Below are 13703 nucleotides of genomic sequence, written 5' to 3'. Positions count from 1 at the left end.
GCTGATGACCGCCTATGGGCGGCTGCCCGCTTTCGATGATGTACCCCAGGCGCTGACTGAACTCCGCGATGCGGGTTGCCGACTGTACGCTTTCTCCAACGGCGCCGCATCGGCGGTGCAGACCTTGTTCGAACATGCCGGGCTTGAAGCACTGTTTGACGGCATTGTCAGCGCTGAGCCACTGCGCAGTTACAAACCCAATCCGGCGGTATACGCCCATTTTTTGCGTTCTGCGAACGCCGAGCAGGAGCAGTCCTGGTTGATTTCCGCCAACAGCTTTGATGTGATCGGCGCCCGTAGCGCGGGTTTGCAGGCGGTGTGGCTGAAGCGTGATACATCGGCGCTGCTGGATCCCTGGGAGCTGGCGCCGACGCTGACCGTGAGTACGCTGGCCGCGCTGCCCGGTGAGCTGGCCGGGCAGTAAACGCCCCGTTTTTTTATCGAATAAGGTAGTGAGCCCGTGTGTCGTTCCCTGATTGTCAGTCTGCTCTCTGTGGTGGTTTTCAGCGCTCCGCTCGCGCAAGCGGCGACAGACCGCGAATGGCAGAGCGCCTATATTGATCAGAACCTGTCCCAAACGCTTCCCGGTGTCGCGTCGCCCGCCGGGTTTAAGGCGGGGCTGACGAGTCTGTTATCCCGTCAGCGTTTTCACAGTGACCGTGCGGTGTTTGGCAATTTGCCCTCAGGCAGCGTGCTGGACGGTGGGGCGGTCTCACTGGCTGATTTCGGCAAGGGCATGCTCGAGATGGAGTTGGCCTTTCAGCTGCGGGACGTGCAGCGCCAGCCGATGGCCTCGGTGGCAGAGCTGAAATCTAAGCTGTCGAGGTTGGCGCTGGCCTTGGAACTGCCGGATTTGAGCCGGATTCCTGCGCCGCTGAGTGCCCTGAATATTGTGCGCGGCAATGTCGCTGCGCATTACTTCGCTGTCGCCGCAGGCGTGCCGCTTTCCGCTGACATTGGCAGGCTTGAGCTGGAATTGACGAAGGACGGTGCGCCACTGATTGAAGCGCCCGCCGAGGCATTGGCGGAGGGGCAATGGCAAACGCTGTTGGCACTCATCAATCAGCGGATAGCGCTGGGCTGGGAAATTCGCCCGGATCAGTGGCTGCTGACGGGGGCGTTGGGGGGAATGCAGCCGCTGGAGCGGGGGCATTATCGGCTGCGGGCGCATTGTCAGTTGCGCGCGCAATGCTTGCCGCCGTTGTCGCTGACCGTTCATCCTTAGAAAATGCGATCAGGCCTTCAGCAGCGCCTCGCCGCTGAACTGGCGAACCATCAGCCCTTGCTGGCGGAGGATGCCCAGCAGTTTTTCACAGTCTTCTTTGTTGAGGAAGGCGCCCAGACGAACGGCTTCGCCGTGGTGGCAGAGGCTGATTTCCAGCGGCGTCCAGGGGTGGTCGTGCTGGGTGACGAGCACGCGGCTGTCAGCGAGGGGCCACAGCCAGCGGCGTTCCGCGCAGAAGTAACCCATCTCGACGGTAAGCGCGTTACCTTCAATACTGACAACTTGCTGGATTTGTAATTTACCGAACACCCGCCGCAGCAAATACCACAGCAGAAAAAGCTCCAGCCCCATAAAGGGCAGTACCAGCCAGGCGCCGATGGACAGCATGCCCGATGCGGCGATGAGATTGGCCAGTCCAATACCGAAAATAATACGCCGGTTGCTCTCCCAGCTGGCAGAGCAATTGGGGCGCAGAATAATGCGCGAGACCTGATTGAGCGTTTCAGTACTGACCACGGGCAGACTCTCTCTTGCTGAAATCAGTCTAGTTCAGCGCTTGCCTTGCAGGCAATGGCTGACTGTTGTGATACGCAGGTGATGGCCTTGGGCGATGTTCTGAGCGAGAGCGGCTAAAACGGTGGCTCGCAGTGCAACGACAGCGCTTCTCCGCTCACAGGGTGCAGAAGCTGTAGTGCCGAGGCGTGCAGCAGCAAGCGGGGAGAGGCATCTCGCGTGCTGGCGTCTGCATAGAATTCACAGCCCAAAATCGGGTGGCCGAGGCTGGCGCAGTGCACGCGCAATTGATGAGAGCGCCCGGTATAGGGGGTGAGCAACAGGCGACTTTGCGTGGCGCTGGTGTCCAGTCGCCGATAGTGGGTCTGGGCAGGTTTGCCGTGCCCGAAGTTGATGTGTTGCCGGGGGCGGCGCGGCCAGTCACAGGCGAGCGGCAGGTCGATGACGCCCTCGTGGGCAGCGACCTGTCCGGCGACTACGGCGTGGTATTCCTTGTGAATTTGCCGTTGCTCAAAGAGGCGGCTCAAGGCTCGGTGGCTATCGGGGTTGAGGGCGATCAGCATCAGCCCTGATGTGGCCATATCGAGACGATGGACAATGCGCGCGCTGGGGTAATCCTGCTGCAGGCGCGTAATCAGACAATCGCGGTTGGCGGGGTGACGACCCGGCACCGACAGCAGTCCGGCGGGCTTGTCGACGGCGAGTAACTGCTCGTCTTCATAGAGCAGGCGGACGGCGTCATGGCAGGGCGGGACGATAAATTCGGAGGACTCGGGCACGTGTTACCTGTGATCGTTCAGTGGCTGGTGATGCGGGCATCAATCAGCGCGAAAAATGCCTGCTGACCATCGCGCTCAAAATACCAGCCCAGGTGGCTGGCGCAGTCAATACAGTGGGCGTACTGCCAGCTGTGTGCGGGAAACCAACTGTGTTCACGGGTGGCCTCGCCACTGATATCCACACCTGGGGCCGACGCGAAGCAGCAGACCTCGTATACTACCGCCGCCGGATTGATGAAGCGGTGGCGGTGCTGACCGTTGATCTCCTGTCTGGCATTTTCTCGGGTGATGGCGGCCGCGCATTGTTGGCAATACAGGTAATGCTCGTCGCCCTCGTCGAGGGTTTCCAGCCATTTTGACAGGGCGGGATCAACGGGAGTGTCTGACATAGTAGGGATTCCTGCCTGAAAACGACCTTGCCGGATAGAGGTATTGTAAACAGCTATTGTGAACAGTTTCGAGCAATTGCAGTCGCGCTTGCGCGACTTTATTCCCGGCGCCGATCTGCGTGCGCAAACCTTGCCGCTGGCGCCGGAATTGCAGCTTTGGCTGCTGGATGAATGCTATCCGCAGCACCTGCTGGACAGTGAACAGATTCAGCGCATTATGAATTACCCCGCCTACTGGTGTTTTTGCTGGGGCAGCGGGCAGGTCATGGCGCGCTATCTGCTGGATCATCCCGAGTTAGTCCGAGGTAAGTCGGTGGTGGATTTTGGTTGTGGTTCTGCGGTCGCGGCCATTGCGGCGGCCAAAGCCGGAGCGGCCTCGGTCGTGGCCTGTGATCTGGACCCCGATGCCATATTGTCCAGCTATCTCAATGCCGAACTGAATACCGTCGAGCTGGAGTACAGCGCTGATTTTTTTGCCGATGAGCGGCATTACGATGTGATTCTGGTCGCGGATGTACTGTATGACCGCGCCAATCTCCCGCTGCTGGATTGTTTCCGTCAGCGGGCGGACACCGTGTTGGTGGCCGATTCTCGGGTGAAGAATTTTTCGGTGCCGGGTTATCGGCATATCCAGTTTCAGCATGCGACGACCATTCCCGACTTGTCGGAGTCGGAGGAGTTTTCCCGTATCAATCTGTATCTCGGTGAGGCCAATCAAGCGGCGCATCGCTAGTCGTCTGTCAGTCGAACTGGGTCCGGAAGCAGGCTCAGAAAGTTCTCTCCTGCCAGTCCGTTGGCGATATCGCGGGGCAGGGCATCCAGAAACGGGGTGAAGTCCTCAAGTTTTTCGCCGATGCTGTCGTAGCTGCCCAGCGCATCCGAGCCGATTAAAAATCGCTTCGGATAGGCGTTGACCAATGCCAGCCACTGCGGGTCGGGCTGCTTCTTGTCGTCGAGCAGATAGGGCTGCAATACCGTCCACGACAGGTCGATATAGAGATTATCGTGTTCGGCCAGCAGGGCTTTTACCGTCGGCAGCAAGAAATCCATTTTTCCCTGATAGCGATGCAGGGTTTTACTGGTGCCCGCATGCGCCCAGATGATCTTCACCTTGGGGTGTTCGCGCAGCGCTTCCTGCAATTCTTCCAGATACAGCGGGTTGCGTTCACGCTTGGATGTGATGTTCGAGTGCAGCAGCACCGGCAGATTGTGGCGTGCCGCGAGCCGGTAGATGCGGTGCATCGCCTCGCTGTTGGCGCGGGCAGGTTCGTCTTGCGTGAGAGCGGTCAAATCGTCGTGACGGGTGAGGATCTCGCCAATGCCCTGCCAAATGCCGGGATACAGTCGCAGTAACTTTTCTATCTGTTCGGCGGCATTTTTGTCGGTGGGGTTAAAGCCCACCAGAAAAGGATGCAGGCGCTGACGATCCGTTTCCTCAAGTTCGCTCAGCGCCTCAATGAGGTAGTTATCTGTCGCGCTATACCAATAAAGACCGCCGTTGTCGCCGCTGTAATAGCGCGGGCGCTTGGGCTCGTCCTCATGCCATTTTTTCATCAGTGGAATGCCGCTGATCATGGCGTGCTCGATATGGTGTGTGTCCATTTGTTCCAGCAGAGCATCGAGGGGTTCGGCCTGCTGGAAAAAATCAACGATATGCAGGTGACTGTCGCTGAAACGGTAGTCAGCAGCCAGGCTTGTTGCGGCGCTGATGAGTAGCAGAGTGCTCAGTGTGATCCGGGGGATGCGACCCATAGTGTCTCCTGTTGGCGATACTGTTATGGCCGCATCGGTCGGTGAATGACGGCGCCGGCCTCGCAGGCTGAGACCGGGGAGGTCACACCGGGTTCCCGAAACGGCTTATTGCCCGGTGCCCTCTAAACCAGCGGTTGGCAGATGCAGGGCGTCCAGAAACGCACTGGCGAGCGGGTTGAGATGCTTGCCTCTGGGGTAGGCACTGCACCATGAGCGTCGGATGGGAAAGCTGCTGACCGGGAGCCTGACCAGGGCGCCGGTATGGACTTTTTCGTCGACCAGCGGTCGCGGCAGCACGGCGTACTCGCCACTGTTTTCGCCGGGCATTTCCAGTGCGGCGAGGATGGCCTGGTGACTGCCCAGTTGACGGCTGTGCCGGATCAGCAGGCTGTTTTCCCGACAGAAACTCTCAAAGATCTGGCGTGTACCGGAACCGGGTTCTCGTTGCAGCAGCCGGTATTCCATCAAGTCCAGCAGGCTCAGTTGCTGGCTGTCGGCCAGTGGGTGGTCGGGACGGGCAACGGCCAGTAGCTGGTGTTCGGCAAACGGTGTGTAGTTCAGACTGCGGTCGCCGGGTACCTGGGTCATGATGGCGAGATCATCGAGGTTTTTCTTGAGCCGGGTCATCAGACGCTGGTGATTTTCTACATGAAGCACGATGTCGGCTTCCCGGTATTTTTGGCAGAACGGCAGGATATAGCGGGGCAGCAGGTATTCGGCGCTGCTTTCAATCGCAATGTTCAGTGTGCCCGATAGCTGGCCGTGCATTTCTGCCAATTCAATTTCCAGGTGGACCAGTCTTTGCTTGATGTCTCTGGCCGCCTGTTCCAGCAGTTCTCCGGCAGGGGTGAGGTAGAGCTGTTTGCCAATGTAATCGAACAAGGCGTGCCCGATCAGGTCTTCCAGGCTGCGGATCTGGCTGCTGACAGCGGGCTGCGTCAGGGCGAGCTGGCTGGCGGCTTTGGAATAGCTGCGGTGGCGGCAAACGGCCAGAAACACATCGACCTGGCGCAGTGTCAGTCGGTGCAGGTAGCTGAGTTTCATTGGTCGATGCCCTGTGCCACGTTGGGGAAAGGTTTGTTCATAAGTAATTGCTTATAAATACTCAAACTATTATTAATTTTTTATTGTGTCAGCTTTTGTTTAGGGTAGGAAGCAGTGAAGGGCTGGACGACCCTCGGTCGGCCCGCCAGCGTTGAAGGGAGTGCGCGAATGTTGAAAAAAATCCTCATTGCCAATCGCGGTGAGATTGCGGTGCGTATCGTTCGGGCCTGCGCCGAAATGGGTATTCGCTCGGCGGCGATTTACACCGAGCCCGATCGTTTCTCTCTGCACGTCAAGCGTGCTGACGAGGCCTACAATGTGGGCAGCGATCCACTGGAAGGCTATCTCAATCCTCGAAAACTGGTGGCACTGGCAGTGGAGACCGGCTGTGACGGTCTCCATCCCGGTTACGGCTTTTTGTCGGAGAATCCAGAGTTGGCGGAAATCTGCGCTGAGCGAGGGATTACCTTTATCGGGCCCAGCGCTGAAGTGATTCGTCGCATGGGGGACAAAACCGAAGCGCGCCGGGCGATGAAAGAGGCGGGCGTGCCGGTTACGCCGGGGACGGAAGACAATCTGGCCGGTGTTGACGAAGCTGTCGACGTCGCGGCGCAGATCGGCTATCCCGTCATGCTGAAGGCAACCTCAGGTGGTGGTGGTCGAGGTATTCGCCGCTGCGACAGCGAAGACGACTTGCGTCGGCAGTTTGGCCGTGTGGTCTCGGAGGCGACCAAAGCCTTCGGTCGCGCCGATGTTTTTCTGGAAAAGTGCATCGTTAATCCGCGTCACATCGAGGCGCAGATTCTCGCCGACAGTCACGGCAATGTGATTCACCTCTATGAGCGCGACTGCTCGATTCAGCGCCGCAATCAAAAGCTGATTGAGATCGCGCCGTCACCGCAGCTTACTCCGGAACAGCGCAGTTATATTGGTGAGCTGGCCGTGCGCGCCGCCGAGGCCGTGGGCTATGAAAATGCCGGGACCGTGGAGTTTTTGCTGGCTGACAACCAGATTTACTTCATGGAAATGAATACCCGTGTGCAGGTTGAACACACGATTACCGAGCAGATTACCGGGGTGGATATTGTGCGCGAGCAAATCCGCATTGCCTCCGGGCTCACGCTGGGTTATCGGCAGGAAGACATCAGTTATCGCGGCTACGCCCTGCAATTTCGGGTAAATGCCGAGGATCCGAAAAACGATTTTCTCCCCAGCTTCGGCAAAATCAGCCGGTATTACGCACCCGGTGGCCCCGGTGTGCGCACCGACACGGCGATTTACACCGGCTACAGTATTCCGCCGTATTTTGACTCCATGTGTCTGAAACTGGTGGTGTGGGGGCTGACCTGGGAAGAGACCCTGAATCGCGGCGCCCGGGCCCTGAACGATATGCGGGTTCAGGGGGTGCGAACGACCGCGCCGTACTACCAGCAAATTCTGAAACATCCGGATTTTCGGGCAGGGCATTTCGATACCAGCTTTGTCGAGAACCACCCGGAGCTGACCCATTACTCCGATAAAACCCGGCCCGAAGAACTGGCACTGGCGGTGGCGGCGGCCATAGCCGCCCATGCCGGACTCTAAATTTTTCTGCCGTCAGCGAATACCCGTGCAAACAGTAAAGGAACGCACCATGACTTCTTCTTCACCATCTTCTGCCAAGCCTGTGAAAATCACCGATGTGGCATTGCGCGATGGCCATCAGTCACTGATCGCGACGCGCCTTCGCACCGAAGACATGCTGCCGGTCTGCGCCGAGCTGGATGCCGTCGGCTACTGGTCGCTGGAAGTCTGGGGTGGCGCCACCTTCGACGCCTGCGTGCGCTTTTTGAAGGAAGATCCCTGGGAGCGGCTGCGCAAATTGCGTGAGGCCTTGCCCAACACGCCGCTGCAAATGCTGCTGCGCGGTCAGAACCTGCTGGGTTACCGCCACTATGCCGACGATGTGGTGTCGGCCTTTGTACAGAAGTCTGCCGACAACGGTATGGATATCTTTCGGATTTTCGATGCCATGAACGATGTGCGGAATCTGGAAACTGCCATCGCGGCAGTGAAAAAGGCCGGTAAGCACGCCCAGGGCACCATTTGCTACACCACCAGCCCGGTGCACAGCACTGAGACCTTTGTCCAGCAGGTGCGGGATATGGTGAACATGGGCATCGATTCCATCGCGATTAAGGATATGGCCGGCTTGCTGACACCCACGGCTACTGAGGAGCTGGTGCAGGCGCTGAAAGCTGAGTTCGACCTGCCATTGGCGCTGCACTCGCATATGACGTCCGGTCTCGCCGGTCTTTGCCAGCTCAAAGCCGTGGAAGCCGGTGTGGATGTGATCGATACGGCGATTTCCGCGTTTGCCAATGGCACCAGCCATCCCGCCACGGAAACCATGGTGGCCGCGCTGAAAGGTACGCCTTATGACACGGGGCTGGACCTGACCGCCTTGCAGGGCATTGCCAAAAAACTGTGGGTGGTGCGCAAGAAATACCACCAGTTTGAAAGTGAATTCACCCGTGAAGATGTCGGCGTGCAGATTAATCAGGTGCCCGGCGGCATGATGTCGAATCTGGCGAACCAGTTGAAAGAGCAGGGCGCGCTGAATCGTATCGACGATGTGTTTGCCGAGATTCCCCGCGTGCGCAAAGACCTGGGCTATCCGCCTCTGGTCACCCCGACCTCCCAGATTGTCGGTACTCAGGCGGTGATGAATATTCTGGCCGACAAGCCCTACACCACCATCACCAATGAGGTGAAGCGCTATTTGCAGGGGCACTACGGGGCGGCATTGGGGCAGGTTAATGAAGAGCTGCGCGCCAAGGCGATTGGAACCGAGGACGTGATTGATGTGCGTCCCGCAGACCTGTTGCCCAATGAAATGGATAAGCTGCGCGGTGAAATTGCTGGGCTGGCCGACAGTGAAGAAGACGTGCTGACCTATGCCATGTTTCCGGATCTGGGGCGGGGCTTCCTGCAGCAGCGCGCTGATGGCACGCTGCAACCCGAGGTGCTGGAATCTGCTGCCGAGACACCGCGTCCCGTCAGCGAGGGCGGCGTGCCCACGGAGTTTGTCATCGATGTTCACGGCGAAAGCTATCAGGTCGCGATTACCGGCGTTGGTATCAAGGGTAAGGGCAAGCGGCATCTTTATATGACCCTCGACGGAATGCCTGAGGAAGTGGTGTTCGAGGCGCTGAATGAATACCAGGCTGAAGGTGGCAGTGGTCGCAAACAGGCCAGCAAGCCGGGCCACGTGACTACCAATATGCCGGGCAATATTGTCGATGTACTGGTCGCACAGGGCGATGTTGTCAAGGCGGGGCAGGCGGTGCTGGTAACCGAAGCCATGAAAATGGAAGCGGAGGTACAGGCACCTATCGCCGGTACTGTTATGGATATTCACGTCGCCAAAGGGGACCGCGTGACGCCAGGTGAGGTGTTGATCGAGATTGAGCCCTGAGTTTGAAAATATTTTTTGCAAATTGCTTGCAAATAAAAATGAGAATGATTATTGTTAAGTCATGTCGCGGCGGGGCGATGTCTACCCCCTCTCTCTGACGTTACGGCCCCGTCGCGATTATCTCTCCGTATTGGCCCCGGCAGTGTTTGTCCTGCCGGGGTTTTTTTCGTCTGTCATTTCTGCTCGTTCCGGCATTCAGCGTCAGTATGTCAATGTAGACCCCCGTCGGTTTTCATCGGCCCGTTACGTACGGAGCTGGATGTTAGTTCGCGTTCGTGTAACTGTGTGTCATTGAGGGTGTGTGATAAATAATAATAAGAGAGGCCTCAGTGACAAAAAGAGCTGTGTTTTTGTCGTCGCTATTGTCGACGGCAGCGTGGTGCTCACTATCCGTTGCACCCCTGTATTCTTCGCCGGTCATGGCACAACTTGAAGAAGTGGTGGTCACGGCGCGGCGCAGGGAGGAAAGCCTGCAGGATACGCCGGTGTCGGTATCGGCATTGGGTAGCAGCGACTTGGAGCGCTCGGGGATCAGCACCCTGGCGGATATCAAGAATATTGTGCCGAACTTGCAGGTGGCGCCTACCGCCACGAAAAGTCAGGCGATCTTTGTGCGCGGCATTGGCCAGCGTGCCTCGACGCCGGAGCTGGACCCCGGCGTAGGGCAATACCTGAACGGTATTTTTATTGCTCGACAGGATTCCCAGCTCCTTGACGCGGTGGATGTGGCCAGCATTCAGGTATTGCGCGGCCCACAGGGCACGCTGTTTGGCAAAAACAATACCGGCGGCGCGATGTTGGTCACCACAAAGGCCCCGTCCTTTGATGCCTGGGAAGGGGCGACCACCGTTACCGTGGGTAATTACGGGCGGGAAGATCTCAAAGCCAGCGTGAATATCCCTGTTGAGGGACGCAATATGGCGCTTCGCCTTAGTGCCTCCGTGCGTCGACTCGATGGCTATTTTGAAAATATCGCGGACAACAGCGTGTTTGCCGATGAAGATCGGCAGGCGATTGCGGGGCGCTTTCTGTGGGATATTTCTGATCACCTAACGCTGGACTGGTTTTCGTTTTGGAGTCATCAGGATGAAAAGGGGCAGAGCAGTAATTGCGAGGTCATTAACCCCGATGCGGCGGCTGCCACCTTCTTCATTCCCGGTGCCAGTGATAACTACGCTCAGCGCTGCGCGGCGCAGGAAGATCTCGCCGAGCAGCGCAAGGTGGCCATTAATGCCGAGGCCAGTTTTTACAAGCAGACCTCTGAACTGCACGCAATGACCTGGCGCTGGCGCGGCGAGAGCCTGGATGTTGAATCGATAACGGCCTACAGCCGTCAATATGATCTGGGTAGGCAGGAAGATGTGGATGCCAGCGACTTCAGTCTGGTACACAACGGTGAAAAATATGCGACCAAGGCACTGCGCGCTTCCGGCATTGATCCCGGTGATGAGGCGCGCTATCAACTCAGTCAGGAGTTGAAGGCCAATGGCCGGTTTTTCGACAATAAGCTCGATCTGACCTTCGGTGCCTTTTACTCCACGGAGAGCATCAAGGGCTTTCCCTACCCGCAGATTATCGGCGCCAACGGCGTCCTGGGTATTCCGCCGACCTTTCTGGCGGGCAGCCTGTTGCCCGGCGGCTTATTTCCGGACCTGGGGCCGATTGGCGACTTGACTGACAATCTGGTGTTTCCGCTGCTGTCGGCGTCGGTCAATCTGAGCAATATCGAAAATGAAACTCGGGCGGTGTTCATACAGGGAAGTTACGATTTTACCGAGTCATGGCAACTGACGCTGGGCCTGCGTTATACCGAAGATGACAAGCAGCGGGAGATTGTTCTCTACAACCCTGATTTTGCGGCTTTTGGTATGCGCGAAGGGCTGATTCACGCACAGGGCGGTATCTACGCGCCGGTGCCACGGGTGGTCTTCGATGGCATCGACTTCGCGCAGCCGATCCCGTTTCTTGACCCGGAGATTAATGAAACGTCGCTGGCTTTTGAGCAACTGTCTCCGGCGGCGACGTTGACGTATTTTGGCCGGGGCGCCTGGATGGACGCGCTGGCTATCGACAGCTTTATGGCCTATGCAACCGTCAGCGAAGGCTATAAATCCGGGGGGGATCGGCCTGCGCGGACGGCGCTTGAATGCCTTTGAGCCAGAGATCGTCAATAACACGGAACTCGGTTTCAAGATCGATGCACTGGGTTCGCGCCTGCGGCTGAATGGCGCGGTATACCGCATGGACTACGACCAGATTCAGGTTCAGCAGGCGGAAACGGGGCCGGGTGGACCGACGGATGTGATCCTGTTTCTCGACAATGCCGGTGCGGCGATCGTTCAGGGGGCGGAGCTGGAGGCGACGCTGGTACTGGATGCCCTGCGGATCGATGCCAACGCGGGGTACACCGACGCCTATTATCGTGACTACACGGTGTTTCTTGCCGATGGCTCACAATTCGATCGCAGCGACGAGCCGTTTGCCGTGGTGCCAGAGCACACGCGTTCAATCGCTATTCAATACCAGTTTATGACACCGGTGGGGCTGATCATTCCGCGTCTGCACTATTCCTATCGCTCCGAGATCTTTGTGGGGCTGGATGCCATGGCCAGTCTTTATGAAGGCGCCACACTGGGTGGGCAGGAGCTTTACAACGCTCGTGTGAACTGGTTGCTCGATGAGCAGTGGCGAATCAGCGCGTATGTGAACAACCTCAAGGATGACGTCTACTTTGGCGGCGGTGTTGCACTGGGAGACAATCTCGGTACAACAACGAAAGCGCCGCTGCCTCCGCGCCACTACGGAGTGGAAGTGGCCTATCAGTGGCCCTGAAAGAATGGACGCTTGGGAATGCTCTCTGGATGAGGCTGTAGCCGAGGCGCCGCAGTCGTTCAGGGCCATGCACACGATGGCGCAAGCCATGCAACAACGACATCGAGAAATTGACCGCTGCAGGACTGAGCGGCAGTGGCTGAGTGGCCTGAAGAGCCATGTGTATCACACGCATATCGCTATCAGCGGGCAGCATGAGGGGGCGCTCACTCGGCTGGCCGAGCTGTTTTACCACACGGCGTCGCAGCCAGCGTTACCCTGGTATCCGGCGTTCTTGGGTGGGCAGAGCGAAGCCGTTTCGATAGTGCCCGGTGATGGGGTCGAGCAGCATCAGCTCTGCTGGGCAACGTTTGATCTCGGTCTTGGGCAGCCGCGTTATTACCGTCAGTTAGTCTCCCTCGGGTACCCGGATGCGGCGACGGCTGTTGTTGTTGCCCGCTCGGTAGACTGTGGGCCGGTACTGCCTGATTCTGCCATTTTGGCCTATACCCTCAATCCCAATGGAGAGCTGCTTCATTTGGATGCTGCCCGGCAACTGCTGCACTGGCATCACATCTGTTGTACTCCGGGTGCGTCACTGTTGCCGGGGCGGCTGGATCGCTATCTGATGAATACCTTGCGTTTTTGTGCCCTGGATAGGGCCGAGCGGAGAACCTATCGGGAAGAGGCGGAGAGCATGCGTGATTGGCTGCAGGCGTCAACGAACTGCGAATGTGAATGAAGGAGAAGTGGTGCCGGACAGGCGCCGAATAGTTGGATTAAGTTATTGATAATATAGGTTAATGATTTTCTTTTTTTGAAAAGTACCCCCAAAAGTACCCCCAGATAGTCAAGGTGCCCTATTTTAGAGAGTGAATTATTACCTCCCTTAGTGCCATGACAACCCCCTCTAGCTGAGGTGTATTAGTTGAAAAACGCGCCTCTTGCCGTCGAGGGGCGCCACCCCCGGCAGAAGAACCTATACCCCCCCTTTGTAAAGTCGTATGTCTGTTAACAGACCGGGGCCCGAATTACCCGTGTGGCCACCCCTTAGGAGTACCTATGCCCTTGTCGTTGAAGGTGGTGAATCTCTTTTCATTTCGATTCGCATAAAAATTGTGTGGGGGAGGCGGTGTCTGCTTGGGAGCGCCCGGACTTTCCTACCACCCCTCCCTCTGGCGGTGGTGGTTGGCCAAAACCTACCAGCTGTCACCAGGCGCGGCATACCCTATGTCTGACATAGGGTATTCACTCTTTCACTGATCGCAGATTTTCTTAAGCCCAAAAGGGGGCGGGGGTGGGGGCGCCTCAAAAACGGTGGGAACACTGGGAACTCTGGGAACACAGCTATAACGTATTGAATCTAGGAGTTTTATTTGTTCCCAGTGTGGAATGTCTGTGTTCCCGGTGGTTGCCTACTGGGAACACAGCGCTCGTAGCAGCTTAGGGGTGGGGATGCTGGCAGGGCCTAGGCGCTTAGCTCTTCCGCGACTATTTCCGGGTGTCTCTCAACGATGCTCATAAGCCGTATGGCTGGGCCAGGAACGCTGCGGCGGCCTTGCTCCCAGTTCTTTACGGTGTCGCCGGACACGTTGATTACCTTGGCAAACTTGGCTTGGGATAGCCCAAGTTTGTGTCTCAGTGCCTTTACGTCTACCGGCTCAACGCGGCTAACTTTGCCCCCAGCAGGGGCCTTGCCGCTTTTGTGGGCGACCATCCATTCAACACTTTCT

14 protein-coding genes are annotated in these 13703 nt (G+C 57.7%); 8 read left to right on the top strand and 6 right to left on the bottom strand.

What is annotated here, in order from left to right:
* Both AC5DB9_RS11290 and AC5DB9_RS11285 read left to right on the top strand, forming a co-directional pair.
* The coding region (locus tag AC5DB9_RS11290) for an HAD-IA family hydrolase (protein ID WP_491732052.1) at positions 1-424 on the top strand (424 nt) is incomplete at its 5' end.
* Positions 425-460: 36 nt separating this feature from the next.
* On the top strand, positions 461-1225 hold the full coding sequence (locus AC5DB9_RS11285; protein ID WP_272990572.1) for a hypothetical protein: 765 nt from the start codon (positions 461-463) through the stop codon (positions 1223-1225).
* 9 nt (positions 1226-1234) lie between these two features.
* On the opposite strand, the gene AC5DB9_RS11280 is transcribed toward AC5DB9_RS11285, so the two are convergent.
* From AC5DB9_RS11280 to AC5DB9_RS11270, 3 genes are all read right to left on the bottom strand, one after another.
* A complete protein-coding gene (locus tag AC5DB9_RS11280) occupies positions 1235-1741 on the bottom strand; it encodes a DUF2244 domain-containing protein (RefSeq protein WP_272990574.1) in 507 nt (168 codons plus the stop codon).
* Positions 1742-1854: 113 nt separating this feature from the next.
* Positions 1855-2517: an RluA family pseudouridine synthase gene (locus tag AC5DB9_RS11275; protein ID WP_272990576.1), complete on the bottom strand. Its 663-nt coding sequence runs from the start codon at positions 2515-2517 to the stop codon at positions 1855-1857.
* Between the two features lie 17 nt (positions 2518-2534).
* Positions 2535-2906, bottom strand: a complete 372-nt coding sequence (locus AC5DB9_RS11270) for a cereblon family protein (RefSeq protein WP_272990579.1) — start codon at positions 2904-2906, stop codon at positions 2535-2537.
* 58 nt (positions 2907-2964) lie between these two features.
* On the opposite strand from AC5DB9_RS11270, the gene AC5DB9_RS11265 reads away from it, so the two are divergent.
* Positions 2965-3639: a class I SAM-dependent methyltransferase gene (locus AC5DB9_RS11265; RefSeq protein ID WP_349676047.1), complete on the top strand. Its 675-nt coding sequence runs from the start codon at positions 2965-2967 to the stop codon at positions 3637-3639.
* Here the strand turns inward: AC5DB9_RS11265 and AC5DB9_RS11260 are convergent.
* Both AC5DB9_RS11260 and AC5DB9_RS11255 read right to left on the bottom strand, forming a co-directional pair.
* A complete protein-coding gene (locus AC5DB9_RS11260; protein ID WP_272990580.1) occupies positions 3636-4658 on the bottom strand; it encodes an amidohydrolase family protein in 1023 nt (340 codons plus the stop codon). The two genes, AC5DB9_RS11265 and AC5DB9_RS11260, sit on opposite strands and share 4 nt — an antisense overlap.
* Positions 4659-4763: 105 nt before the next feature.
* The gene (locus tag AC5DB9_RS11255; protein ID WP_272990582.1) at positions 4764-5702 is read right to left on the bottom strand and encodes a LysR family transcriptional regulator; all 939 of its coding nucleotides are present in this window, start codon (positions 5700-5702) and stop codon (positions 4764-4766) included.
* 168 nt (positions 5703-5870) lie between these two features.
* On the opposite strand from AC5DB9_RS11255, the gene AC5DB9_RS11250 reads away from it, so the two are divergent.
* The 5 genes from AC5DB9_RS11250 (at position 5871) to AC5DB9_RS11230 (ending at position 12712) form a co-directional block, all read left to right on the top strand.
* Positions 5871-7286: an acetyl-CoA carboxylase biotin carboxylase subunit gene (locus tag AC5DB9_RS11250; RefSeq protein WP_022957574.1), complete on the top strand. Its 1416-nt coding sequence runs from the start codon at positions 5871-5873 to the stop codon at positions 7284-7286.
* A gap of 49 nt (positions 7287-7335) precedes the next feature.
* Positions 7336-9159, top strand: coding sequence for a sodium-extruding oxaloacetate decarboxylase subunit alpha (gene oadA / locus AC5DB9_RS11245; protein WP_272990583.1), 1824 nt, complete (start codon positions 7336-7338; stop codon positions 9157-9159).
* Between the two features lie 329 nt (positions 9160-9488).
* Positions 9489-11315: a TonB-dependent receptor gene (locus tag AC5DB9_RS11240; protein ID WP_272990586.1), complete on the top strand. Its 1827-nt coding sequence runs from the start codon at positions 9489-9491 to the stop codon at positions 11313-11315.
* Complete coding sequence (locus tag AC5DB9_RS11235) at positions 11302-11991, top strand: TonB-dependent receptor domain-containing protein (protein ID WP_272990587.1); 690 nt, start codon at positions 11302-11304, stop codon at positions 11989-11991. Before AC5DB9_RS11240 ends, AC5DB9_RS11235 begins: the two co-directional genes overlap by 14 nt.
* Before the next feature lie 4 nt (positions 11992-11995).
* Positions 11996-12712, top strand: coding sequence for a hypothetical protein (locus AC5DB9_RS11230; protein ID WP_286855058.1), 717 nt, complete (start codon positions 11996-11998; stop codon positions 12710-12712).
* A gap of 726 nt (positions 12713-13438) precedes the next feature.
* Here the strand turns inward: AC5DB9_RS11230 and AC5DB9_RS11225 are convergent.
* Positions 13439-13687: a helix-turn-helix domain-containing protein gene (locus tag AC5DB9_RS11225; RefSeq protein WP_272990633.1), complete on the bottom strand. Its 249-nt coding sequence runs from the start codon at positions 13685-13687 to the stop codon at positions 13439-13441.
* Positions 13688-13703: the final 16 nt, after the last annotated feature.

It is taken from the genome of Spongiibacter sp., from assembly GCF_984394615.1.
This window is presented reverse-complemented; position numbering and strand designations above follow the sequence as displayed.

Coding starts and splice junctions, on each gene's coding strand:
- AC5DB9_RS11270 (WP_272990579.1), bottom strand. CDS start 2,906: ATGTCAGACACTCCCGTTGATCCCGCCCTGTCAAAATGGCTGGAAACC.
- AC5DB9_RS11260 (WP_272990580.1), bottom strand. CDS start 4,658: ATGGGTCGCATCCCCCGGATCACACTGAGCACTCTGCTACTCATCAGC.
- AC5DB9_RS11255 (WP_272990582.1), bottom strand. CDS start 5,702: ATGAAACTCAGCTACCTGCACCGACTGACACTGCGCCAGGTCGATGTG.
- AC5DB9_RS11250 (WP_022957574.1), top strand. CDS start 5,871: ATGTTGAAAAAAATCCTCATTGCCAATCGCGGTGAGATTGCGGTGCGT.
- oadA (WP_272990583.1), top strand. CDS start 7,336: ATGACTTCTTCTTCACCATCTTCTGCCAAGCCTGTGAAAATCACCGAT.
- AC5DB9_RS11230 (WP_286855058.1), top strand. CDS start 11,996: ATGGACGCTTGGGAATGCTCTCTGGATGAGGCTGTAGCCGAGGCGCCG.
- AC5DB9_RS11225 (WP_272990633.1), bottom strand. CDS start 13,687: ATGGTCGCCCACAAAAGCGGCAAGGCCCCTGCTGGGGGCAAAGTTAGC.